Below are 23,387 nucleotides of genomic sequence, written 5' to 3' on the forward strand. Positions count from 1 at the left end.
ACACGCACAACTGGATAGAAGGTTGCAGAAATGACCGAACAAGCTAACAACGGCGGCGCAGCGTCGCAGAACGAACAGGGCGCGCAGTTCTCCCTGCAGCGCATCTACGTCCGCGACCTGTCCTTCGAAGCGCCGAAGAGCCCGGAAATTTTCCGTCAGGAATGGAATCCGAGTGTCGCGCTGGACCTGAACACCAAGCAGAAGGCGCTTGAGGGCGACTTCCATGAAGTCGTGCTGACCCTTTCGGTCACCGTGAAGACCGGCGAAGAAGTTGCGTTCATTGCCGAAGTGCAGCAGGCCGGGATCTTCCTGATCAAGGGTCTGGAAGCGGCTGCGATGAGCCACACCCTTGGCGCGTTCTGCCCGAACATCCTCTTCCCTTACGCCCGTGAGGCGCTGGACAGCCTGGTGACCCGCGGTTCGTTCCCGGCGCTGATGCTGGCTCCGGTGAACTTCGACGCACTCTACGCCCAGGAAATGGCGCGCATGCAGAGCGCCGGCGAAGCCCCCAGCACCGCCCACTGATCCATGCGGATCATGCAGGAAGCGTCTGACGCTTCCTGCATTCCCCTTCTGCGCATTAGCGTACCTGCACCACCAGCTTGCCGACCGCCTTGCGCTGCCCCAGCGTGGCGATAGCCTGGCCAGCCTCTTCCAGCGCGAAGCGTTGCGACACCAGCGGCTTGAGCTTGCCTTCTGCATGCCAGGCGAACAGCTGACGGAAATTCGCGGCGTTGTCCTGCGGTTGACGCTGGGCGAAGGCGCCCCAGAACACGCCGATCAGTGCGGCACCCTTGAGCAGCGGCAGGTTGGCCGGCAACGCCGGAATGTCGCCACCGGCGGCGAAACCCACCACCAGCATGCGGCCGTTCCAGGCGATGCTGCGGAAGGCTTCCTCGAACAGCTTGCCGCCCACCGGATCGTAGATGACATCCACACCCTGGCCGCCGGTGAGTTCCTTCAGGCGCTCCTTCAGGCTGACTTCGCTGTAGTTGATCAGTTCGTCGGCGCCGGCATTCTTCGCCACCTCCAGCTTTTCGGCGCTGGAGGCGGCGGCGATGACTCGCGCGCCCATGGCCTTGCCGATCTCCACGGCAGCCAGGCCGACGCCTCCGGAGGCACCGAGCACCAGCAAGGTCTCGCCGGGTTGCAGATTGGCGCGCTGCTTGAGCGCATGCATCGATGTGCCATAGGTCATGCTGAAGGCGGCAGCGGTCTCGAAGTCCATGCTCGGCGGGATCGGCAGTGCGTTGGTACCGGCCACGGCAACCTGTTCGGCAAAGCTGCCCCAGCCGGTGAGCGCCATGACCCGGTCGCCGACCTTGAGGTGGCTGACCTTCTCTCCGACTGCGGCAATCACGCCGGCCGCCTCGCCGCCGGGCGAGAACGGGAACGGCGGCTTGAACTGATACTTGCCCTCGATCATCAGCGTGTCAGGGAAATTCACCCCGGCGGCATGCACGTCGAGCAGGATCTCGCTCGGCTTGATCTGAGGGGAGGGGGCATCTTCGACAACCAGGCTTTCAGGCGGGCCGAAGCTTTTGCACAGGACGGCTTTCATCGCTTTTCCTTGTTCGACTGGTCGGACGCTTGCCGCCCGACATGGGATGGCTCGACTGCTCAGGACTTTCCAGTCTAGGAGCGCTGCGTGGCGAGGCAATCAGCATCGTTCACTGTAATGGCGGCGTATAAGTGGCAGGCGGTTGCGCGATAGGCTTGGGTGGGCCGCGGCGACTGGTTATGCTGGCGCAGGAATCCCTTGGAGCAGTACCGCGTGAAATACCTCATCTCGATGTTTTTCTGCCTCGCCCTGGCTGGGCCCGCGCTGGCTGAGGAGCCGGCCGAAGACGCCGCCGCCACGCAGACACTCTATTACGCGCTGACGCCTGCGATGGTTGGCAACTACGGCTCCGGCGAGCGACTGAAGTACTACAAGGCCGATGTTGCGCTGCGTATCTCCAACAAGGAGGTGGAGGATCGGGTCAAGCATCACGAGCCGCTGATTCGCCATCAGCTGGTGATGCTGTTTTCCCAGCAGACCGACGAGACGCTGAGCGGCCCCGAAGCCAAGGAACAGCTGCGTCAGGAAGCCTTGCGCCAGGTGCGCGAGGTGCTGGAGCAGGAAGAAGGCAAACCGCTGGTGGATGATCTGCTGTTCAACAATCTGATCATCCAGTAGCTCAGCGCATCGCCAGGATCGCCTGCCATTCGTCTTCGCTGACCGGCATCACCGACAGGCGGCTTCCTTTCTTCACCAGTGCCAGTTCGTGCAATGCTGGCTCGGTTTTCAGACGCGCCAATTTCAACGGTGTCGCAAAGGCATCGACGAACTCGACATCGACCGCGCTCCACGGATTTGCATCATCGCGAGCCTTGGCATCGTGATAGGGGCTGGCAGGGTCGAGGGCAGTGGGATCGGGATAGGCGCTGCGACTGATCCTGCCGATGCCGGCGATTCCTGGCTCGGCGCAACTGGAGTGATAGAAGAAGAACTGATCGCCTTCCTGCATCTGGCGCATGAAGTTTCTCGCCTGGTAGTTGCGTACACCATCCCAGCGTCCGTGACCCATTCTTTTCAGGTCCCAGATGGAAAATTCGTCGGGTTCGGACTTCATTAACCAGTAAGGCATGAACCTTGCTCTTCTATCAGACGGTTCGATCAGACCATGATGGCAAAATCTCCGACAATCGGCTGCAATACCTGTTTGCGCGGTGCCGACGCTTCACGGAAAATGCCGCAGCTGTAAGGTGGCCTATCGAGTCCTAGAACGAAAACACATCGACTCGACGCAAGCATTTCGCCTGGTAGGGGGAGGCGAACACAAATGAAACGTAAGCCCGATATTCTGTGGATTTTGGTCTTTATCTTTGGTCTCGGCGTAGTCACCACGGGCTATACGCAGAGTCTGTGGGATCAGCACGATGGCGCGGCGGGCATGGCCCCGGTCATTCAGGTGCAGCAGGCTCAGCAGCGATGACCTCGTGCCGCATGGACGCGGCGTTCCATCACCCGGCGTACCAGCCCTGGTCCGTCACCGTAGCCTGAAGCGCTACATCCCAGCTCTCTAGCGGCAGTCGATCGACGCGCTGACATTCATGAGCCAGTCCCAACAATGTCGGTTTGTGACTTTTTTTGCGCATGGCGCGATACGCCAGGCTGCGATCATAGAAGCCGCCACCCATGCCAAGCCGTCCGCCCTTTCCGTCGAAGCCCACCAGTGGCATGAGCAGCAGGTCCAGCGCCCAGACGCGGCGTTGCCGAGCGGTCCGGATCACGGGTTCCAGAATGCCGAAGCGGTTGCGGCGCAGCTGTTCGCCAGGCTCGATGCGCTGGAACACCATGCGCGTACGTGGCCAGGGGTTGAGTACCGGAAGATAGGTTGCCTTGCCGCGGCGCTGAGCCGCTTGCAGCAATAGGCGCGGATCGATTTCGCCATCATTGGGCAGGTACAGGGCGATATGCCGGGCGCGCCGAAACCGGGGATGCTGAGCCAGCTGCCGATAGAGACGGCGAGCGGCCAGGCGCTGCTGGGCGGGTGTCAGTTGGCGTCGAGCGTGGCGCAGCTTGCGGCGTAGCGCCGGGCGCGAAAGGCCTTCGGCTACGATCATAAGAAGTGGCTCCCCAGCATGCCGCTGCCAGCGTAGGCCCTTGAACCCGAGAGTTCAAGGTGGCGACTACAGAGTACCTTAAGGCTTTCCGTCAGGCGGACATGCACACCGGCACCACGTGTAGCCTCCATGGTGTTGCTTATCGGGAGAGGGTCATCGCCGACTGGCGAACATGCCAGGGAGTTGGGCGGAGTATAACGCAAACCGGCTACCGTTGATCAGTTGCCGGAAGGGTTCGGGTCGGTGGCCAGTGCGCTGTCGACGCGCTCCAGCAACATGCGTACGTGCTCGCGCGCGCTGTTGGCTTCGGCATCCAGGCGATCATGCTTGTGTAGCAGTTCGTGGGTGATGTTCAGCGCGGCCATCACCGCAACGCGGTCGGCGCCGATGACTTTGCCGCTGCTGCGGATCTCGCGCATCTTGCGATCCAGATAGCGGGCCGCGCCTTCCAGATTGCTGCGTTCCTCTGGCGGACAGGCAATGCAATATTCCTTGTCCATGATGTGCACTGTGACGGTGTTCGGCTGGGTCATGAGTCCTGCTCCAGGGCTTTCAGGCGCGAAATCATTGATTCGACCTTCAAGCGGGCCATTTCGTTCTTTTCGATCAGATGAGCGCGCTCTTCACGCCAGTTCCGCTCGTTGGCCAGTAGCAGGTGGTTCTGCGCCTTGAGCTGTTCGATGCGCTGAATCAGCTGCTCCAGCTTGGTGGTCAGCGCTTTAAGATCGGCGTCTTCCATGGGATTCCTGTTGGGGCACTGAGTGAAGACGGAGGCGATGCCCGGGGGCTTCGATGGTCTTGCCGCGGCCGCCGGTGCTAGGATACGAAGCCTTCATTCTAGTCATTGCGCCATCGTGCGCCTAGCCGCCATGTCCATTCAGAATTCCCCATATGCCGCTTTCGCCACACTTCTGGCTGGCGCACCGCAAACTGTTTCTCCTGCCGAATTGCATGGCCTGTTGCTCGGGCGCAGCTGCGCCGGTGCCGGCTTCGATGTCGAATCCTGGCTGACCGATGCCTCGGACCTGCTTGGCGAAGCGCCGCAGGACAATATCCGTCAGGCCTTGATCGGCCTGCAGGAGATGGTCAAGGGTGAGCTCGCCGGCGACGACATCGCCGTCGTTCTGCTGCTGCCCAGCGATGATGCGCCGCTGGCCGAGCGCGCTGTCGCGCTGGGCCAGTGGTGCCAGGGCTTTCTCGCCGGCTTCGGTCTGACCGCTGGCGACCGCGCGCTGAGCGCCGAGGCCATGGAAGTACTGCAGGATCTCTCGGCCATCGCGCAGATTCAGGACTCGCTGGAAGAGTCCGAAGACGGCGAGACCGATTACATGGAAGTGATGGAGTACCTGCGCGTGGCGCCGTTGCTGCTGTTCACCGAGTGCGCCAAGCCGGTACCTGCTGCTCCGAAACCTTCCCTGCATTGAGGAAATCGTTCCGCTCATGACTCGCATCCCGAAATCGGAATACGCCCGCCGGCGCAAGGCGCTGATGGAGCAGATGGAACCCAACAGCATTGCCATTTTGCCGGCGGCGCCGATGTATATCCGCAACCGCGATGTCGAGCATGTCTACCGCCAGGATAGCGACTTTCAGTATCTGTCCGGCTTCCCCGAACCGGAGGCGGTGATCGCGCTGATTCCCGGGCGTGAGCATGGCGAATACGTGCTGTTCTGCCGCGAACGCGACCCCGAACGCGAGCTGTGGGATGGCCTGCGTGCCGGGCAGGACGGCGCGATAAGTGAATACGGTGCCGACGATGCCTTTCCCATCGGCGACATCGACGACATCCTCCCCGGGCTGATCGAAGGCCGCGACCGTGTCTACTACGCCATCGGCACCAACGAAGCCTTCGATCATCGGCTGATGGAGTGGATCAAGACCATTCGCGCCAAGGCGCGCCAGGGCGCGCAGCCGCCCAGCGAGTTCGTCGCGCTCGATCACTTGCTGCACGACATGCGTCTGTACAAGTCGAGTAACGAAGTGAAGGTGATGAAGCATGCCGCGGAGATTTCCGCCCGTGCACACATCCGTGCCATGCAGGCCAGCCGCGCCGGCCTGTTCGAGTACCACCTGGAAGCCGAGCTGGATTACGAGTTCCGTAAGGGCGGGGCGAAGATGCCCGCTTACGGCAGCATCGTCGCCGCAGGTCGCAATGCCTGCATCCTGCATTACCGCGAGAACGATGCGCCGCTGAAGGATGGCGACCTGGTGCTGATCGACGCCGGTTGCGAAATCGACTGCTACGCCAGCGACATTACCCGCACCTTTCCGGTCAACGGCCGCTTCTCGCCCGAGCAGAAGGCCATTTACGAACTGGTGCTCAAGGCCAACGAAGAGGCTTTCAAGCACATCGCACCCGGCAAGCACTGGAACGAGGCCCACGAGGCCACCGTACGGGTCATCACCGCCGGGCTGGTCGAGCTGGGCCTGCTGCAGGGCGAGGTCGACGAACTGATCGCAAGCGAGGCCTACAAACCCTTCTACATGCACCGCGCCGGGCACTGGCTGGGCATGGACGTGCATGACGTCGGCGACTACAAGATCGGCGGCGAGTGGCGCGTGCTCGAGCCGGGCATGTCGATGACCGTCGAGCCGGGCATCTATATCGCCGTGGACAATCAGAACGTCGCCAAGAAGTGGCGCGGCATCGGCGTGCGCATCGAGGATGACGTGGTGGTGACCCGGACCGGCTGCGAAATCCTCACCGGTGGCGTGCCGAAAAGCGTCGCCGAGATCGAGGCGCTGATGGCCGCCGCTCGTGAGCAGGTCGCCTGACATGCAGAGCCTGGCGATCATCGGTGGCGGGCTGGTCGGTGCCAGTCTCGCGCTGGCCTTGCAGGACGGCGCCCGGACGCGCGGCTGGCGCATCCATCTGATCGAGCCGTTCGAGCCCGGCCACGAGTACCAGCCCAGCTATGACGCGCGCTCCACGGCGCTGTCCTACGGCACTCGGCTGATCTACCAGCGCATGGGCCTATGGGAACACATCGCCGAGCGCGCCGAGCCGATTCTGCGCATTCATGTATCCGAGCGTGGCAGTTTCGGGGCGGCACGCCTCGATTGCACACGCGAAGGCGTCGAGGCGCTGGGTTACGTGGTCGAGAACGCCTGGATCGGGCATTGCCTGTGGCAGGCGCTGGATGATCAGGTGGTGATCCGTCACTGTCCGGCCGAGGTCGAGCGACTGGAGCCCGGCGCCACCGGTTACCGGTTGAGCTTTACCGATGGTCAGCAGCTGGAGTGCGACCTCACCGTGCTCGCAGATGGTGGCCGCTCCGGGCTGCGCGAGCAGCTTGGCATCCAGGTGTCGCGCCGGCCGTACGGCCAGACCGCGCTCATCGCCAACATCACGCCAGGCAAACCGCACGGCGGTCTGGCGTTCGAGCGCTTCACCGAAGATGGCCCGATGGCGCTGCTGCCGCTGCAGGATGATCGTTGTGCGCTGGTATGGACGCGCTCCCAGGTCGATGCCGCGCGCCTGGCGCAGGCGCACGAGGCGGTTTTCCTCGGCGAACTGCAGGAAGCCTTCGGTTATCGCCTGGGCGCATTGCAGCAGGTCGGTGCCCGGCATCTGTATCCGCTGACGCTGATCGAGGCCGAAGAGCAGGTACGTTCGGGTCTGGTGGTGCTCGGCAACGCGGCGCACAGCCTGCACCCGATCGCCGGGCAGGGCTACAACCTGTCGCTGCGTGATGTGGAGGCACTGAGCGTCGCTTTGCTGCGCAGCGACGCCGCGCTGGGCGACCTGGCGGTGCTGCAGGAGTATGCCCGCAGGCAGCGCTTCGATCAGCGCGTGACGGTCGGTTTCTCCGATCAGGTCACCCGGCTGTTCGGTGATTCCGGTCGGCTGGTCGCGGCCGGACGCAATCTCGGTCTGCTCGGGCTGGACCTCATGCCCGCCGCCAAGCGTTGGTTTGCGCGCCAGGCGATGGGCCTGGGCACTCGCGCTGGCTGAAGAGCGGCAACCAAAAGGACTCGGCATGAGCGGCTCCCGTTTGGCGCGCAAGGCGCGGTTTCTGCGCTGGGCCATGAATTTCTACCCGCCATACATCGGAGCCGGTGTTCGGGTGCGGCACATCAGCGCGGATATGCGCCTGGTTCAGGTCAAGATGGTGCTGCGCTGGTACAACCGCAATTATGTCGTACGCAGTTCGGCGGCTCGCTGTATTCGATGGTCGACCCGTTCTTCGTGCTGATGCTGATGGAGAATCTCGGGCGCGACTACATCGTCTGGGACAAGGCAGCCAACATAGAATTCGTCAGCCCCGGGCGCGGCGCGGTCTACGCCGAATTCGCCATCAGCGACAGGCTGCTGGATGAGATCCGCGCGCACACGGCCGACGGCAGCAAGTACCTGCCCAGAATGCATGTCGAAGTGCGCGACGGCGAGGGCACGCTGGTGGCACGGGTGCAGAAGACCCTCTACATACGACTCAAGCCGCGGGCGCGGCAGCCAGGAGAGAAGTGATGCAAGCGGATCTGATCATCGTGGGTGCCGGCATGGTCGGCAGTACCCTGGCACTCGCCCTCGAAGGTTGCGGGCTGAAGATCGTCGTGCTCGATGCGAGCCCGCTCGAGGTCGTCGACTTCGACCCGCAGGGCGGCTTCGAACCGCGGGTCAGTGCGCTGTCCGCAGCCAGCCAGCGCATCCTGCAGCGGGTCGGTGCATGGCCGGGCATCGCCGCGCGCCGCGCGAGCCCCTACACCGACATGCACGTATGGGACGGCTCGGGCACCGGGCAGATTCATTTTTCCGCCGAGACCGTACATGCCGAAGTGCTCGGGCATATCGTCGAAAACCGTGTGGTGCAGGATGCGCTGCTGGACGCAATGCAGCGCCGCGGCGGACTGCAGCTGATCGGCGACGCACGCGTCGAGCAGCTGGCGCGCACCCCTGACGGTTGGCAGCTGACGCTGGTCGACGGCCGCGAGCTGCGTACGCCCCTGCTGATCGCCGCGGATGGCGCCAACTCGGCGATTCGCCGCCTGGCTGGCTGCGAAACCCGCGAATGGGATTATCTGCATCAGGCCATCGTCACCAGCGTGCGTTGCAGCGAGCCGCACCAGCGTACGGCCTGGCAGCGCTTCACCGATGACGGCCCCCTGGCGTTTCTGCCGCTCGAGCGCGATGGCGACCGACGCTGGTGCTCGATTGTCTGGTCGGTTACTGAAGCTGAAGCCAGGCGGCTCATGGCGCTGGATGACGCGGCATTCCGAACGGCGCTTGGGCGAGCCTTCGAGGAGCGCCTGGGCGAAGTGCTCGAGGTCGATCCGCGGCTGTGCATCCCGCTGCGCCAACGCCATGCCAAACGCTATGTGCAGCCGGGCCTGGCGTTGATCGGCGATGCCGCACACACCATTCATCCGTTGGCGGGGCAGGGCGTGAATCTTGGTCTGCTGGATGCCGCCGTGATGGCGGAAGTGCTCAAGGCGGCGATTGCCCGCGGTGAGCGGGTGGCCGATGTGCAGGTGCTGAGCCGCTTCGAGCGTCGGCGCATGCCGCACAACTTGGCGATGATGGCAGCCATGGAAGGCTTCGAGCGGCTGTTCCAGGCTGATCCACTGCCGCTGCGCTGGCTGCGCAATACCGGTCTCAAGGCCGTACAGGCGCTACCGGAGGCGAAGGCGCTGTTCGTTCGTAAGGCGCTCGGATTGAGCGGCGATCTGCCGGAACTCGCCAAGCCCTGATGTCAGATTGATATTTACAAAACATTACCTGCACGATTTGTCGCATTGAGAAGGTAAATAACATTCACTACTATTCAGCCTCTGTTCCAACTCACCAAGAGGCTGTTCCATGCAGGCAAGCAAAGGTTTACTCGCCGCCCTGGCGCTGACGGCGCTGTCGGGTGCCGTCCAGGCTGCCGACGAAGTAGTGGTCTACTCCTCGCGTATCGATGAGCTGATCAAGCCGGTGTTCGACGCCTACACCGAGAAGACCGGTGTAGCGATCAAGTTCATCACCGACAAGGAAGCCCCGCTGATGGCCCGCATCAAGGCCGAAGGCGCGAACACCCCGGCGGACCTTCTGCTCACCGTCGATGGCGGCAACCTCTGGCAAGCCGAGGAAATGGGCATCCTGCAGCCGCTGAACTCTCAGGTGGTCAAGGACAACATCCCGGCCCAGTATCGTTCCTCCAACGACGCCTGGACCGGCCTGTCGCTGCGCGCACGGACCATCGTCTACTCGCCGGAGCGGGTCAAGGACGGCGAGCTGAGCACTTACGAGGCGCTGGCCGACGAGCGTTGGGACGGCCGCCTGTGCCTGCGCACCAGCAAGAAGGTGTACAACCAGTCGCTGACCGCGACCATGATCGAGACTCACGGCGCCGAGAAGACCGAAGAGATCATCAAGGGCTGGGTCGGCAATCTCGCCACCGACGTCTTCGCCGACGACACGGCGCTGGTGCAGGCCGTCGACGCCGGGCAATGCGATGCCGGCATCGTCAACACCTACTACTTCGGTCGTCTGCACGCGCAGAACCCGCAGCTCAAGGCCAAGCTGTTCTGGCCGAACCAGGAAGACCGCGGCGTGCACGTCAACCTGTCGGGCATCGGCCTGACCAAGCACGCACCGAACGCGGACGCCGCGCGCAAGCTGGTGGAGTGGATGACCAGTGAGGAAGCGCAGAGCATCTTCGCCGACATCAACATGGAGTACCCGGCCAACCCGAGCGTGAAGCCGTCTGCCGAAGTGGCGGCATGGGGCGAGTTCAAGGCCGACACCATTCCGGTGGAAGTGGCCGGCAAGCGCCAGGCCGAAGCCATCAAGCTGATGGACCGCGCCGGCTGGAACTGATCAGCCCTCCGCGCTTGCAGCGGTGACGTGCAGCTCCGGCCGCCACGTTCACCGCTGCGGTTATACTCGGCGCCCCGGCCTGGTCCGGGGCGTCGTCTTTTTTGCTGTCGAGGCTTGAGTGTCCCATCCCGTCGAGCGCCGCTGGTATCCCATCACGTTTGCTGTCGCAGCCCTGGTGTTGCTGCCACTGAGCATCCTGCTGTTCAGCTGGAGCAGTATCGATACCGAGATCTGGTCGCACCTGTGGGACACGCAGATGCCGCGTCTGCTGGGCAATACCCTGACGCTGGTTCTCGGCGTGGGCATCGGCGTGGTGGTGCTCGGCGTCAGCCTCGCCTGGCTGACGGCATTGTGCGAATTTCCCGGTCGCCGCTGGCTGGATTGGGCGCTGATGCTGCCGTTCGCGATTCCTGCCTATGTGTTGGCGTTCGTCTTCATCGGGCTGCTCGATTTCGCCGGTCCGGTGCAAACCCTGGCGCGCGAGTGGTTCGGTAGCGGCATCCGCTTTCCGCGGGTGCGCTCCACGGGCGGTGTGATCACGGTGCTGGTGCTGGTGTTCTACCCCTATGTCTATCTGCTGGCGCGCTCGGCCTTTCTCGCTCAGGGCAAGGGACTGATGGAAGCGGCGCGGGTGCTCGGCCAGTCGCCCTGGCAGGCTTTCTGGCGCGTGGCGCTGCCGATGGCGCGACCGGCGATCGGTGCCGGTCTGGCCCTGGCAATGATGGAAACCCTGGCTGACTTCGGTGCGGTGTCGGTGTTCAACTTCGATACCTTCACCACTGCGATCTACAAGACCTGGTACGGCTTCTTCAGTCTGACCAGCGCCACCCAGCTGGCCAGCCTATTGTTGCTGGCGGTGATGCTGGTGCTCTACGGCGAGCGCCGGGCGCGCGGTGCTGCGCGACCGGCCAATGAGCGAGCGCGCTCCGCGGCGCTGTATCGGCTGACCGGTGTGAAGGCGTTCGCGGCCAGCGCCTGGTGCGGCCTGGTATTTCTCTGCGCGTTCATCATCCCGCTGTTGCAGCTGCTGGCCTGGCTCTGGCAGCGCGGTCGCTTCGATCTCGACGAGCGTTACGCCGGTATGATCCTGCACACGCTCTATCTCGGTGCTATCGCCGCACTGATCACTGTGAGCGTGGCGCTGCTGCTGGCGTTCGCCCGACGTCAGGCGCCGGTGCGCTCGATCCGCAGCGCGGTGAGCCTGGCCAATCTCGGCTACGCCTTGCCGGGTTCGGTACTGGCGGTTTCGATCATGCTGGCGTTCAGTTACCTCGACCGGCACTTGGTCATTCCGCTGTCGAGCTGGTTGGGCGCTGGCGGCAAGCCGATCCTGCTCGGCAGCCTCGGCGCGTTGCTGCTGGCCTATCTGATCCGCTTCATGGCGGTCGCCTTCGGCCCGCTGGAAAACGCCCTGGCGCGGATTCGCCCCTCGCTGCCGCAGGCATCACGCAGCCTGGGTGTCGGTGGCCCGGCGCTGTTCTTCCGGGTCTACCTGCCGTTGCTGCTGCCAGGCACGCTGAGCGCGGCACTGCTGGTATTCGTCGACGTGCTCAAGGAAATGCCGGCGACCTTGCTGATGCGGCCATTCGGCTGGGACACCCTGGCCGTGCGCATCTTCGAAATGACCAGTGAAGGCGAATGGGCCCGCGCGTCGCTCCCGGCACTGACCTTGGTGCTGGTCGGACTGCTGCCGGTGGTGCTGCTGATTCGCCGTTCGGCGCGGCGCCCTGGCTAGTCACGCAGCTCTGGCGGCAGGGTGCTGAGCGACGCAGCCGCGCTACTGCGGGCCGCGATTCGACCTCCAGTCTCCTGCCACCTGATCTGCCGTGACCTGCTGCCACCTTGGGGCTACAATGCGCGCCATTCGAAAGTCGCCGACCCCCGCAGGGCCCGGCTTTACTGACTTTTCCAATGCCGATTCGGCGACCTGCCCGGAAGGAGAAACCCATGGGTCAGCGTACTCCCCTCTACGATCAGCACCTTGCTCTCGGTGCCAAGATGGTCGACTTCGGTGGCTGGGACATGCCACTGCATTACGGCTCCCAAGTAGAAGAACATCATCAGGTTCGTCGTGACTGCGGGGTGTTCGACGTCTCGCACATGACCGTGGTCGATGTCTCCGGCGAGCAGGCCCGCGACTATCTGCAGCGCTTGCTGGCCAACGACGTGGCACGCCTGAAAAGCACCGGTCGGGCGCTTTACACCGCGATGCTCAACGAGCGCGGCGGGGTGATCGATGACCTCATCGTCTACCTGACCGATTGGGGTTATCGCCTGGTGGTCAATGCCAGCACCCGCGACAAGGATCTGGCGTGGATGCGGGCCCAGGCGGCCGGCTTCGCCGTCGAGGTCAGAGAGCGCCCCGAGCTGGCCATGCTGGCCATCCAGGGGCCGCATGCACGCGCGCGTACGTCCGAGCTGGTGAGCCAGGCCCGGGCAGGGCTGATTCACGATCTCAAGCCTTTTCAGGGCATGGCCGATGGCGACTGGTTCATCGGGCGTACCGGCTATACCGGCGAAGATGGCCTGGAAATCATCCTGCCCGCGGAGCAGGCGCCGGACTTCCTCAGCGAGCTGGTCGGCGCCGGCATCCCGCCGATCGGCCTCGGTGCGCGCGACACCCTGCGTCTGGAGGCCGGCCTCAACCTGTACGGCCAGGACATGACTGAAGACGTATCGCCGCTGGCGGCCAACATGGGCTGGACCGTGGCCTGGGAGCCGACCGAGCGTGACTTCGTCGGCCGTGCCGCCCTGGAGCAGCAGCGGGCTCGTGACGACCTGCCCAAGCTGGTCGGCCTGGTGTTGGAGGAGCGCGGCGTACTGCGTGCTCATCAGGTGGTGCGGGTGAATGGCGTCGGCGACGGCGAGATCACCAGCGGCAGTTTTTCTCCTACGCTTGGCAAGTCCATCGCCCTGGCCCGCGTGCCGGCCGGGACCGCCGAGCGCGCGGAAGTGGAGATTCGTGGCAAGTGGTATCCGGTGCGGGTCGTGCAGCCGACATTCGTGCGCCACGGCAAGGTACTGGTGTAAATTCGACCGACTGTTTTGCGCGACTGCTGTCAACAGCCTTGAGGACCCAACAATGAGCAATATCCCCAGCGATCTGCGTTACGCCGCCAGCCACGAGTGGGCCCGTCTCGAAGCGGACGGCAGCATCACCGTCGGTATCTCCGATCACGCCCAGGAAGCGCTGGGGGATGTGGTCTACGTCGAGCTGCCCGAGGTCGGGCGCCAGCTCAATGCCGGCCAGGAAGCCGGTGTGGTCGAATCGGTGAAAGCCGCGTCCGACATCTATGCGCCGGTGGCTGGAGAGGTGATCGCGGTCAACGAGGCGCTTGCCGATTCGCCGGAGCTGGTCAACAGCGACCCTTACGGCAGCTGGTTCTTCCGCCTGCAGCCGAGCGATACGTCGGAGCTGGACAAGTTGCTCGACGCGGCCGGTTACCAGGCTGCCTGCGACGCCGACGCCTAAGCATCATCCGCAAAAGCCCCGCTCTGTCGGGGCTTTTGTTTTTCCGAGAGTAGCGACCATGCCGTATATGCCGAGCCTTTCCCAACTCCAGCAACCCGATGCCTTCCTGCGCCGTCACCTCGGCCCGGATCAGGGCGAACAGCAGGCCATGCTCGACGCCCTGGGCCTGAGCAGCCGCGAACAGCTGATCGAGCAGACCGTGCCGCCGGCGATCCGCCTGCAGGCCGAGCTGAACCTGCCGCCGGCGCTGGACGAGCAGGCCGCGCTGGCCAAGCTGCGTGGGTATGCGGAGCAGAATCAGCTCTGGACCAGCCTGATCGGCATGGGTTACCACGGCACCATCACCCCGCCAGTGATCCTGCGCAACGTGCTGGAGAACCCGGGTTGGTACACCGCCTACACGCCCTATCAGCCGGAAATCGCCCAGGGCCGTCTGGAAGCGCTGCTCAACTATCAGCAGATGATCATCGATCTCACCGGGCTCGATCTGGCCAATGCTTCGCTGCTGGATGAAGGCACCGCAGCGGCGGAGGCCATGACCCTGGCCCGGCGCATGGCCAAGAGCAAGAGCAACCGCTTCTTCGTCGAGGAGAACTGCCATCCGCAGACGCTCTCCGTGGTGCAGACCCGCGCCGAGGCGTTCGGTTTCGAGCTGGTGGTCGGCACGCTGGCCGAGCTGGCCGGACAGGAAGTGTTCGGCGCGCTGTTGCAGTACCCGGATACCCATGGCGAGATTCGCGACCTGCGTCCGGCCATTGAGCAGCTGCATGCGCAGCAGGCGCTGGCGTGCGTCGCCGCCGATCTGCTCAGCCTTCTGCTGCTGACCCCGCCGGGCGAACTGGGCGCCGACGTGGTGCTCGGCTCGACCCAGCGCTTCGGCGTGCCGATGGGCTACGGTGGCCCGCACGCGGCCTATTTCGCCAGCCGCGACGAGTTCAAGCGCGGCATGCCGGGCCGCATCATCGGCGTGTCCAAGGACGCCCGCGGCAACACCGCGCTGCGCATGGCGCTGCAGACCCGCGAGCAGCACATCCGCCGCGAGAAGGCCAACTCCAACATCTGCACCGCCCAGGTGCTGCTGGCCAATATCGCCGGCTTCTATGCCGTCTATCACGGCCCGCAGGGCCTCAAGCGCATCGCCCAGCGCGTCCACCGGCTGACCGCCATTCTCGCTGCCGGCCTGGAACAGAAGGGCATCGTTCGCCTCAACCAGCATTTCTTCGACACCCTGACCCTTGAGGTTGGTGGCGCGCAGACCGCGATCATCGAAAGCGCCGAAGCGGCGCAGATCAACCTGCGCATCCTCGGCCGCGGCCGGCTGGGCGTCAGCCTCGACGAGACCTGCGACGAGCGCACCGTTGAACAGCTCCTGGCGATCTTCCTCGGTGTCGATCACGGCCTCGACATCGCTACGTTGGATGCCAGCGAGCTGCCGGGCGGAATCCCCGAGGCGTTGCTGCGCGAGAGCAACTACCTCAGCCACCCGGTATTCAACACGCACCACAGCGAAACCGAGATGCTGCGTTACCTCAAGCAGCTGGAGAACAAGGACCTGGCACTGAACCAGGCGATGATCCCGCTCGGCTCCTGCACCATGAAGCTCAACGCCACCAGCGAGATGATCCCGATCACCTGGACCGAATTCGCCAACCTGCATCCGTTCGTTCCGCGCGGTCAGGCCCAGGGTTACAAGCTGATGATCGAAGAGCTGGAAGCCTGGCTCTGTGCGATCACCGGCTTCGACGCGATCAGCATGCAGCCGAACTCCGGTGCCCAGGGCGAATACGCCGGCCTGGTCGCGATCCGCAAGTACCACGAGAGCCGCGGCGAAGGGCAGCGCGACATCTGCCTGATTCCGTCCTCGGCCCATGGCACCAACCCGGCTTCGGCGCAGATGGTCAGCATGCGTGTGGTCATCGTCGAGTGCGACAAGGGCGGCAACGTCGATCTGGAAGACCTCAAGCGCAAGGCCGCCGAAGCCGGTGACCGGCTGTCCTGCCTGATGATCACCTATCCGTCGACCCATGGCGTCTACGAAGAAAACGTGCGCGAGATCTGCGCGGCGATCCACGACCAGGGCGGCCAGGTCTACATGGACGGCGCCAACCTCAACGCCCAGGTCGGCCTGGCGCGGCCGGCGGACATCGGCGCCGACGTCTCGCACATGAACCTGCACAAGACCTTTTGCATCCCCCATGGCGGCGGCGGCCCAGGCATGGGGCCGATCGGCGTGAAGGCGCACCTGGCGCCGTTCGTGGCCAATCACCCAGTGGTCGAACTGGAAGGCCCACAGCCGGGCAACGGCGCGGTCAGCGCGGCGCCCTGGGGCAGCGCGAGCATCCTGCCGATCAGCTGGATGTACATCGTCATGATGGGCCCGCAGCTGCGCGACGCCACGGAAGTCGCGATTCTCGGCGCCAACTACCTGGCCAATCGCCTGGGCGACGCCTTTCCAGTGCTCTACGCCGGGCGCAACGGCCGCGTCGCCCACGAGTGCATCCTCGACCTGCGGCCGCTCAAGGCCGAGACCGGAATCAGCGAGGAAGACGTCGCCAAGCGCCTGATGGACTACGGCTTCCACGCGCCGACCATGTCCTTCCCGGTGCCCGGCACGTTGATGATCGAGCCCACCGAGAGCGAGTCGAAAGCCGAGCTGGATCGCTTCGTCGAAGCGATGCTGAGCATCCGCGCGGAGATCGCCAAGGTCCAGGGTGGTGAGTGGCCGGCGGACAACAATCCGCTGGTGCGCGCGCCGCATACGCTGGCTGACGTGATCGGCGAGTGGGATCGGCCGTACAGCATCGCCGAGGCGGTAACGCCGAGCGCCCACGCTCGTGTCCACAAATACTGGCCGGCGGTGAACCGGGTGGACAACGTCTACGGCGATCGCAACCTGTTCTGCGCCTGCGTGCCGGTGGATGCCTATCGCGACTGAGTTGCGCTGAGGGCCGGGTGGGCGTCGATTCCTGGCGCCTTTCCTGCTTCTGCGAGGCGATTGGTGCGTTGAAATTCGGGTGGTTTTAGCGATTGGTGCCGGACTTCGTAGGGTGGATGTCGCTTTTTACATCCACCGGAGTTCCGGCCCAGGGCTGCAGGAGTCGGCAACGCCTGACCCACTCTATGCCTCAGGCACGTGCTCGTCTTCGGCTGCCTCGTCCAGCATTCCCAACCAGTTCGCCAGCACCAGCTGCGCTTCCTCGACCCCCTGCCGCTTCGGTGCCGAGAACAGCTGGACGCTGACATCGGCGCCCCAGCCTTTGTGGATATCGCGCTGGATTGCCAGCAACGCGTTTTTCGCGGCGCCGAAGGCCAGCTTGTCGGACTTGGTCAACAGGATGTGCAAGGGCATCTGGCTGGCGCTCGCCCAGTCCAGCATCATGCGGTCGAACTCGGTCAGCGGATGGCGGATATCCATCATCAGGAACACGCCGGCCAGGCTCTCGCGGCTGCCCAGGTAGGCTTCCAGGTGGCGCTGCCAGTGCTGCTTGAGCGGGATCGGCACCTTGGCGTAGCCGTAGCCGGGCAGGTCGACCAGTCGGCGTTCGTCATCGAGGCGGAAGAAGTTGAGCAGCTGGGTGCGGCCCGGGGTCTTCGAAGTGCGCGCCAGGTTGGCATGAGTCAGGGTGTTCAGCGCGCTCGACTTGCCTGCGTTGGAACGGCCGGCAAAGGCTACTTCCAGACCCTCGTCGGCCGGGCACTGATCGACCTTGGCGGCGCTGATCATGAAGGTGGCCTGTTGGCAAAGGCCGAGAATCGGGTTTTTCGGTAGCATGGTCGTTCCGGTGAGTGCACGCGGGTGCGGCAATGGTTCGTTTCCGTTTCAGAAACGGGAGTATATAATGCCGCAGTTTTTATGTGCGCTTTGGCCTGATATCGGGCCACGTGTGGTGTTCAGCCTGATCCGGACGCCGGTGCGGCGGTAGTTACCACCGCAATGCGGATGCCCAGCGTGCCACTATAACGAGCGTCGCCCCGGTTCGATGGCCGTGCGCGACCCGATGAATTCCTTTCAAACCCTTAGCCGTAGTTGGATTAGCTGATGAACAAAGTACTCGTGAGTCTGCTGTTGACCCTTGGCATCACCGGTATGGCCCACGCGGCTGGAGACGCCGAAGCTGGTCAGGGCAAAGTTGCAGTGTGTGGTGCGTGCCACGGTGTCGATGGCAACAGCCCGGCGCCGAATTTCCCGAAACTGGCTGGCCAGGGTGAGCGTTACCTGCTCAAGCAACTGCAGGACATCAAGGCTGGCAGCACACCGGGTGCCCCGGAAGGCGTAGGTCGCAAGGTGTTGGAAATGACCGGTATGCTGGACCCGCTGAGTGATCAGGATCTGGAAGACATCGCCGCCTACTTCTCAAGCCAGAAGGGCAGTGTTGGTTACGCCGATCCGGCTCTGGCAAAGCAGGGCGAGAAACTGTTCCGTGGTGGCAAGCTCGATCAGGGCATGCCGGCGTGCACCGGTTGCCACGCACCCAACGGCGTCGGTAACGACCTGGCTGGCTTCCCCAAGCTGGGTGGGCAGCACGCGGCGTACACCGCCAAGCAGCTGACCGACTTCCGCGAAGGCAATCGCACCAACGACGGCGACACCATGATCATGCGTGGCGTCGCCGCCAAGCTGAGCAACAAGGACATCGAAGCGCTGTCCAGCTACATCCAGGGCCTGCACTGATAACAGCGGCAGGTTGAACAGAAGGGCGTCGGGGCCGTTGGCTCCGGCGCCCTTTTGCGTTTGCACGCCTGGCTACACAATCTTCGTCACGGCTTTACACGCGCGGATGAAAAACGCTGGCGAGTCCTGACGTTTTGCTGCAGCCTGTTGCGCCATCGGTCCGTCGTAAACAGGAGTATTTCATGCGCAATTTCCTACTCACTGCCGTTTTTGCCGCTGCGAGCCTGTTCGGTGTCGCAGCCCAGGCAGCGGAGTTTCAGGCCGGCAAGGAATATGTCGAGCTGAGCAGCCCGGTCCCCGTTGCCGACCCGAGCAAGATCGAGGTGGTCGAGCTGTTCTGGTATGGCTGTCCGCACTGCTATCAGTTCGAACCGGTGATCAAGCCCTGGGCCGAACAGCTACCGGATGACGTCCAGTTCAAGCGTGTTCCGGCCATGTTCGGTGGCATCTGGAATGCGCATGGACAGCTGTTCATCGCCCTGGAATCCATGGGTGTTGAGCCGAAGGTGCATGACGCGGTGTTTGCCGCCTATCACCAGGAGCGCAAGAAGCTCGCCACTCCCGAGGAAATGGCTGACTTCCTCGCCGGTCAGGGCATCGACAAGCAGGCATTTCTCAAGGCCTACAACTCCTTCGGTGTACGTGGCCGGGTTGAGCAGGCGAAGAAGCTCGGCATGGCTTATCAGATCACCGGCGTACCGGTGATGATCGTCAACGGCAAGTACCGCTTCGACCTCGGCTCGTCTGGCGGCCCGGAGCGTACGCTGCAGGTGGCGGACTTCCTCATCGAAAAAGAACGCGCAGCGCGGTAACCCGCGATGCTGCGCCGTTGGAGCGCTCCGCGCCTTGCCGGCCCAGGCAAGGCGCGCGTCAATTCGCAGTGCCTGGCCAGTAGCGGGCTGCCCGCCGATGGGCGGCTAAGGCTGCTTAGCTTCAACATCCAGGTTGGCATCAGCACCGAGCGCTACCACCACTACCTGACGCGCAGCTGGCAGCATTTGCTGCCGCATCCCGGTCGCGCCAGCAACCTGCAACGCATCGGCGAAGTACTGGGTAACTATGACCTGGTCGCCCTGCAGGAAGCCGACGGTGGCAGCCTGCGCTCCGGTTACGTCAATCAGGTCGAGCACCTCGCCCATCTGGGCGCCTTTCCCTACTGGTATCAGCAGCTCAATCGCAATCTCGGGCGTTTCGCCCAGCACAGCAACGGCGTCCTCAGCCGGCTCGAACCACAAGGCCTGGAAGATCACCCGCTGCCTGGCCCTTCGGGGCGCGGGGCGATTCTGTTGCGTTTCGGCGAGGGACCGGACGCGCTGGTGGTGGTGATGATGCACCTGGCCCTGGGAGGCGGAGCGCGGACGCGTCAGCTGGCCTATATCCGCGAGCTGATTGGCGGCTACCGGCATCAGGTGTTGATGGGCGACATGAATACCCACGCCAATGATCTGCTGGAAAATTCGCCGCTGCGTGATCTCGGCCTGCTCGCGCCGCAGATCGAAGCGACCTTCCCGAGCTGGCGACCGCAACGCTGTCTGGACCATATTCTGCTAAGCCCGAGCCTGACGCTGGAACGCGTCGATGTGCTGGCGCTGCCGATCTCCGACCATCTGCCGGTGGCAGTGGAGATCCGTTTGCCGGACTCGCTTCAGGCCGATTCCCTGCCGGTACAGGTACAAGAAACGAAATGAGCGAAGAAGTCGAACGCTGGAAGGAAAAGTATCTTCAGCTCGCCGAGCGGCAGGAGCAGCTCGAAGCGCGCTGGGAGCAGCGCGTCGATCTGCTGCGGCGCAGCCTGGTGCGTAGCAGCCTGGCGGTGGAGGGTGCCGATCCCGCGGTCGAGCGCTGCCTGCACGAAATGCGAGAGATCCTCCGCGACGGCGATCTGGATGAGGGGCTCAGCCAGCTGGTGCCGCGCCTGGAGAAGGCTGTGCTGGAGTCCGAACGCCACCGTCAGGAACGGGCCGTTCGCCTGACCGAGGCTTTGCATCGGCTGGTCTCCCAGCTACTGGGCATGTCGGTGCCGGCGGAGCTGCGCAAGCCGCTCAAGCGATTTGCCAAGGAGCTGGACCAGCGTGCCGCCAGGCTGCGTGAGCTGCCGGTGCTGCTCGGCGAGCTGAGTGACCTGCAGGGCCAGGTGCTGGATCTGCAGGGGCTGGCGGCGCCGCAGCAGAGCGGTTTTCTGAAGCGCCTGTTTGGCGGGCGGGACATGCCGCTGGCGCCGCCTGCAGCCGAGCGGGGTGAGGAAACCCCGCTGCCCGCCGCAGTCAATGAGGTCGACGCTGGCCCGGTAGTAGTGGAAGCGCTAGGGCTGCCCAAGCCTGCCGTTCAGGCTGCCCCGCTGCTCGAGGACATGCCGCTTGCCGAGACGCCGGCCGAGGCACCGGCCGACGAAGAAGCTATCGCGGAAACCGAGGCGGAGCAGAACGCTGCTGCGTATGCCCTGCCGGATTCGCCGGAGCCCGCGTTCAGCGTCGTCGCGGACCGCGTGGAGGCGACCCTCGGCAGCCTGCTGGACAGCCTTCATCTGCCGGAACAGCACCAGCCGCAACTGCAGACCCTGCGGGCGCGCATCCAGCACGGCTTGAACTGGTATGAACTGGTGCCGGTGCTGGACGATCTCGCGATGCTGATGATCGCCTTTAGCGACCAGGGTCAGCGAGATTTCGAAAACTACCTGCAGACGCTCAACGAGCGCCTGACTGCGATGCAGGAAAATCTCCTCGCCGCGCACCAGGGGCATAACGAAGGACGCGACGCCGCTCAGGCGCTGGATGCGGAGTTGCGTGAACAGGTTGGCGGGTTGCAGGACAGCATGCGCCAGGCCAAGGATCTGACCAGCCTGAAGCAGGTGGTCGAGGCGCGCCTGGATGGCCTGCTGACCACGGTGGACACCTACCGGCAACAGCGCAGCGAGCAGGAACAGAAGCTCGGTGAGCGCCTGCAGCAGCTGGTCAGCCGGGTCGGCAGCCTCGAACAGGCAGCACGCGGCCTGCGTGGGCACCTGGAGGAGCAGCGTCAGAAAGCGCTGCAGGATCCGCTGACCGGCCTACCCAACCGGGCGGCATGGAACGAGCGTCTGGAGCTCGAGTTCGCCCGCTGGCAACGTTACGGCGGCGACCTGCTGCTGGCCGTGCTGGACGTCGACCACTTCAAGCGGGTCAACGATGGCTACGGTCACCTGGCTGGTGATCGGGTGCTGAAGATCATTGGCACCGAGCTGCACAAGCGTCTGCGCAAGACCGATTTCATCGCCCGCTTCGGTGGCGAGGAGTTCGTCGTGCTGCTGCCCAACACGCCCTATGAGGCAGGCCTGCAGCTGATGGAGTCGCTGCGTGAGTCGATCGGCAGCTGTCCGTTCCACTTCAAGGGCGAGCGCGTTGCCATCACGCTCTCGGCCGGCCTGACCGCGTTCAGCGAAGGTGACAGCACCGAGCGCGCTTTCGAGCGTGCCGACAGCGCGCTCTACCGGGCCAAGGATTCGGGGCGCAATCGCGTCGAGGCGGCCTGACCGGCTGCCCTGGCCCGGACCCGATCGGCCGGTATAATCACGCCCCTCACCGCACCGACATGAGCGGAGCCCCGCGCAACGGGCTGCTGCTCATCTGCGTCATTTCGACGTCGACACAGAGGTCGTCCCGATGAAAGCCATCCCCGCCGTCCTGATGCTCCTGCTGCTGGCCGGTTGCGCCAGTGGTCCGCGCATCGATACCAGCTACAGCTCGACCGGCCACGATAGCCGCGCCCAGTTCATCATCCTGCATTACACCTCGACCGACCTGCCCCGCTCGCTGCAGCTGCTCAGCGGCCGCGACGTCAGCAGCCACTACCTGATCGGCGAATCGCCGGCGACCATCTACCGGTTGGTGGATGAAAACCGCCGCGCCTGGCATGCCGGCGAGAGTGAGTGGAACGGGCGCACCTGGCTCAACGCCACATCGATCGGCATCGAGCTGGTCAACCGCGGCTACGTGGAAAGCGCTGACGGGCGCCGGCTCTGGTATCCGTACTCCGAAGAGCAGATCGACGCGCTGGTGGTGTTGCTCAAGGACATCATGGCGCGTCACGACCTCAAGCCGGGCGCCATCATCGGCCACAGCGACATCGCTCCGCAGCGCAAGGTCGATCCGGGGCCGCTGTTCCCCTGGAAACGCCTGGCCGAGGAGGGGCTGCTGCCCTGGCCCGACGCCGATGCGGTGGCGGCCGAGCGGATGCGCTATGCATCGGCCGGGCTGCCGACGATCACCTGGTTCCAGGATGCATTGGCGGTGCAGGGTTACCGGGTGCCGCGCCACGGCCATCTGGACGACGAGACGCGTAACGTGATCGCTGCGTTCCAGATGAAATACCGCCCGGCTCGCTTCGACGGCGAGCCCGATGCCGAGACCGCCGCGATGCTGCAGGTGCTCGGCAATCAGGCGGGGCGCTGACTCAGTAGCGGGTGGTGCCGATCAGTCTCGAGTCGGCCAGCGCGGCGCTACGGTGCTCGGCTGCAGCCTGATAGTCGCTGTCGCCGATCATCGCCAGGAAGGCTTCCTTGGATGGATAGCTGACCAGCAGTATGTCGTCCCACTGCTCGTCCGGCGGGGCGATCAGCGCGGCATGGGCCTTGGTCCTGACTTCCACCGCGCCACCGCTGGCCTGCACCTTGGCCAGTGCCACGCGGCTGTAGCGGGCGTAGGCCTCGCGACCACTGCACGGACTGTGCTGACTACCTGACGGATAGGTCGCCTGGTCGTTATAGCGCAGCAGGTTGAGCATCAGGATCGGCACGCCCGAAGGCATCGTCGCCGCGAAGTTGGCGAGCTGTTCGGCGCTGGGGTTCAGGCTCGGCATGT

General features: G+C 64.3%; 24 protein-coding genes, 1 other RNA gene and 1 pseudogene. 18 read left to right on the forward strand and 8 right to left on the reverse strand.

What is annotated here, in order from left to right:
* The first annotated feature begins 30 nt into the window (after positions 1-30).
* Positions 31-525 carry a protein-export chaperone SecB gene (secB, locus tag LLJ08_RS00845; RefSeq protein ID WP_014818643.1) on the forward strand — a complete coding sequence of 165 codons (495 nt, stop codon included), beginning with the start codon at positions 31-33 and terminating at the stop codon, positions 523-525.
* 55 nt (positions 526-580) lie between these two features.
* On the opposite strand, the gene LLJ08_RS00850 is transcribed toward secB, so the two are convergent.
* On the reverse strand, positions 581-1,561 hold the full coding sequence (locus tag LLJ08_RS00850) for an NADPH:quinone oxidoreductase family protein (protein WP_090520706.1): 981 nt from the start codon (positions 1,559-1,561) through the stop codon (positions 581-583).
* A gap of 231 nt (positions 1,562-1,792) precedes the next feature.
* On the opposite strand from LLJ08_RS00850, the gene LLJ08_RS00855 reads away from it, so the two are divergent.
* Positions 1,793-2,179 (forward strand): flagellar basal body-associated FliL family protein, encoded by a 387-nt coding sequence (locus tag LLJ08_RS00855; protein WP_232019535.1) that lies wholly within the window; start codon positions 1,793-1,795, stop codon positions 2,177-2,179.
* A 1-nt stretch (position 2,180) separates the two neighbouring features.
* Here LLJ08_RS00855 and LLJ08_RS00860 read toward each other — a convergent pair whose 3' ends face one another.
* On the reverse strand, positions 2,181-2,630 hold the full coding sequence (locus LLJ08_RS00860) for an EVE domain-containing protein (RefSeq protein WP_045666867.1): 450 nt from the start codon (positions 2,628-2,630) through the stop codon (positions 2,181-2,183).
* Positions 2,631-2,825: 195 nt separating this feature from the next.
* Between LLJ08_RS00860 and LLJ08_RS00865 the strand changes: the two genes are divergently transcribed.
* The gene (locus tag LLJ08_RS00865) at positions 2,826-2,978 is read left to right on the forward strand and encodes a hypothetical protein (protein ID WP_014818647.1); all 153 of its coding nucleotides are present in this window, start codon (positions 2,826-2,828) and stop codon (positions 2,976-2,978) included.
* 28 nt (positions 2,979-3,006) lie between these two features.
* Here LLJ08_RS00865 and LLJ08_RS00870 read toward each other — a convergent pair whose 3' ends face one another.
* The 4 genes from LLJ08_RS00870 to LLJ08_RS00885 all read right to left on the reverse strand — a co-directional run bounded on the left by LLJ08_RS00870 (position 3,007) and on the right by LLJ08_RS00885 (position 4,348).
* A complete protein-coding gene (locus LLJ08_RS00870; RefSeq protein ID WP_023444013.1) occupies positions 3,007-3,609 on the reverse strand; it encodes a 5-formyltetrahydrofolate cyclo-ligase in 603 nt (200 codons plus the stop codon).
* A gap of 6 nt (positions 3,610-3,615) precedes the next feature.
* A non-coding RNA gene (gene ssrS, locus LLJ08_RS00875) (6S RNA) lies at positions 3,616-3,794 on the reverse strand.
* Between the two features lie 33 nt (positions 3,795-3,827).
* Complete coding sequence (locus LLJ08_RS00880) at positions 3,828-4,142, reverse strand: cell division protein ZapA (protein WP_003303305.1); 315 nt, start codon at positions 4,140-4,142, stop codon at positions 3,828-3,830.
* On the reverse strand, positions 4,139-4,348 hold the full coding sequence (locus tag LLJ08_RS00885; RefSeq protein ID WP_003303302.1) for a TIGR02449 family protein: 210 nt from the start codon (positions 4,346-4,348) through the stop codon (positions 4,139-4,141). Before LLJ08_RS00885 ends, LLJ08_RS00880 begins: the two co-directional genes overlap by 4 nt.
* A 130-nt stretch (positions 4,349-4,478) precedes the next feature.
* Here LLJ08_RS00885 and LLJ08_RS00890 point away from each other — a divergent pair, with 130 nt between their 5' ends.
* The 10 genes and pseudogenes from LLJ08_RS00890 to gcvP all read left to right on the forward strand — a co-directional run bounded on the left by LLJ08_RS00890 (position 4,479) and on the right by gcvP (position 16,815).
* The gene (locus tag LLJ08_RS00890) at positions 4,479-5,033 is read left to right on the forward strand and encodes a YecA/YgfB family protein (protein ID WP_221103574.1); all 555 of its coding nucleotides are present in this window, start codon (positions 4,479-4,481) and stop codon (positions 5,031-5,033) included.
* A 16-nt stretch (positions 5,034-5,049) separates the two neighbouring features.
* The gene (pepP, locus tag LLJ08_RS00895) at positions 5,050-6,384 is read left to right on the forward strand and encodes a Xaa-Pro aminopeptidase (RefSeq protein WP_045666866.1); all 1,335 of its coding nucleotides are present in this window, start codon (positions 5,050-5,052) and stop codon (positions 6,382-6,384) included.
* A 1-nt stretch (position 6,385) separates the two neighbouring features.
* On the forward strand, positions 6,386-7,564 hold the full coding sequence (gene ubiH / locus LLJ08_RS00900; RefSeq protein ID WP_228207972.1) for a 2-octaprenyl-6-methoxyphenyl hydroxylase: 1,179 nt from the start codon (positions 6,386-6,388) through the stop codon (positions 7,562-7,564).
* A 25-nt stretch (positions 7,565-7,589) separates the two neighbouring features.
* A pseudogene (locus LLJ08_RS00905) lies at positions 7,590-8,077 on the forward strand (DUF4442 domain-containing protein).
* Entirely contained in the window at positions 8,077-9,297 is a 1,221-nt protein-coding gene (locus tag LLJ08_RS00910; RefSeq protein WP_228207973.1) for a 2-octaprenyl-3-methyl-6-methoxy-1,4-benzoquinol hydroxylase, read from the forward strand. The pseudogene LLJ08_RS00905 and the gene LLJ08_RS00910 overlap by 1 nt, the downstream one beginning before the upstream one ends.
* Before the next feature lie 109 nt (positions 9,298-9,406).
* Positions 9,407-10,408, forward strand: a complete 1,002-nt coding sequence (locus LLJ08_RS00915; RefSeq protein ID WP_014818654.1) for an extracellular solute-binding protein — start codon at positions 9,407-9,409, stop codon at positions 10,406-10,408.
* A gap of 118 nt (positions 10,409-10,526) precedes the next feature.
* On the forward strand, positions 10,527-12,143 hold the full coding sequence (locus LLJ08_RS00920) for an ABC transporter permease (RefSeq protein ID WP_014818655.1): 1,617 nt from the start codon (positions 10,527-10,529) through the stop codon (positions 12,141-12,143).
* Between the two features lie 212 nt (positions 12,144-12,355).
* Positions 12,356-13,438 carry a glycine cleavage system aminomethyltransferase GcvT gene (gcvT, locus tag LLJ08_RS00925; RefSeq protein WP_228207974.1) on the forward strand — a complete coding sequence of 361 codons (1,083 nt, stop codon included), beginning with the start codon at positions 12,356-12,358 and terminating at the stop codon, positions 13,436-13,438.
* Positions 13,439-13,490: 52 nt separating this feature from the next.
* Positions 13,491-13,880 carry a glycine cleavage system protein GcvH gene (gene gcvH / locus LLJ08_RS00930; protein ID WP_003303288.1) on the forward strand — a complete coding sequence of 130 codons (390 nt, stop codon included), beginning with the start codon at positions 13,491-13,493 and terminating at the stop codon, positions 13,878-13,880.
* A gap of 58 nt (positions 13,881-13,938) precedes the next feature.
* Positions 13,939-16,815, forward strand: a complete 2,877-nt coding sequence (gcvP, locus tag LLJ08_RS00935; protein WP_228207975.1) for an aminomethyl-transferring glycine dehydrogenase — start codon at positions 13,939-13,941, stop codon at positions 16,813-16,815.
* A gap of 183 nt (positions 16,816-16,998) precedes the next feature.
* Here the strand turns inward: gcvP and yihA are convergent, their stop codons facing one another.
* Positions 16,999-17,652 carry a ribosome biogenesis GTP-binding protein YihA/YsxC gene (gene yihA / locus LLJ08_RS00940; protein WP_125897330.1) on the reverse strand — a complete coding sequence of 218 codons (654 nt, stop codon included), beginning with the start codon at positions 17,650-17,652 and terminating at the stop codon, positions 16,999-17,001.
* A gap of 267 nt (positions 17,653-17,919) precedes the next feature.
* Here yihA and LLJ08_RS00945 point away from each other — a divergent pair, with 267 nt between their 5' ends.
* The 5 genes from LLJ08_RS00945 to LLJ08_RS00965 all read left to right on the forward strand — a co-directional run bounded on the left by LLJ08_RS00945 (position 17,920) and on the right by LLJ08_RS00965 (position 22,979).
* On the forward strand, positions 17,920-18,552 hold the full coding sequence (locus LLJ08_RS00945) for a c-type cytochrome (protein WP_014818660.1): 633 nt from the start codon (positions 17,920-17,922) through the stop codon (positions 18,550-18,552).
* A 182-nt stretch (positions 18,553-18,734) separates the two neighbouring features.
* Positions 18,735-19,364 (forward strand): thiol:disulfide interchange protein DsbA/DsbL, encoded by a 630-nt coding sequence (locus LLJ08_RS00950; protein WP_228207976.1) that lies wholly within the window; start codon positions 18,735-18,737, stop codon positions 19,362-19,364.
* Between the two features lie 6 nt (positions 19,365-19,370).
* The gene (locus tag LLJ08_RS00955) at positions 19,371-20,240 is read left to right on the forward strand and encodes an endonuclease/exonuclease/phosphatase family protein (protein WP_041015059.1); all 870 of its coding nucleotides are present in this window, start codon (positions 19,371-19,373) and stop codon (positions 20,238-20,240) included.
* A complete protein-coding gene (locus tag LLJ08_RS00960; protein ID WP_228207977.1) occupies positions 20,237-22,060 on the forward strand; it encodes a GGDEF domain-containing protein in 1,824 nt (607 codons plus the stop codon). The genes LLJ08_RS00955 and LLJ08_RS00960 overlap by 4 nt, the downstream gene beginning before the upstream one ends.
* Before the next feature lie 130 nt (positions 22,061-22,190).
* Entirely contained in the window at positions 22,191-22,979 is a 789-nt protein-coding gene (locus LLJ08_RS00965; RefSeq protein WP_228207978.1) for an N-acetylmuramoyl-L-alanine amidase, read from the forward strand.
* Between the two features lies 1 nt (position 22,980).
* Here LLJ08_RS00965 and LLJ08_RS00970 read toward each other — a convergent pair whose 3' ends face one another.
* Complete coding sequence (locus tag LLJ08_RS00970) at positions 22,981-23,385, reverse strand: DUF1330 domain-containing protein (RefSeq protein WP_228207979.1); 405 nt, start codon at positions 23,383-23,385, stop codon at positions 22,981-22,983.
* Between the last annotated feature and the right edge of the window lie 2 nt (positions 23,386-23,387).

The organism is Stutzerimonas chloritidismutans (assembly GCF_020783375.1).
GTDB lineage: Bacteria > Pseudomonadota > Gammaproteobacteria > Pseudomonadales > Pseudomonadaceae > Stutzerimonas > Stutzerimonas kunmingensis.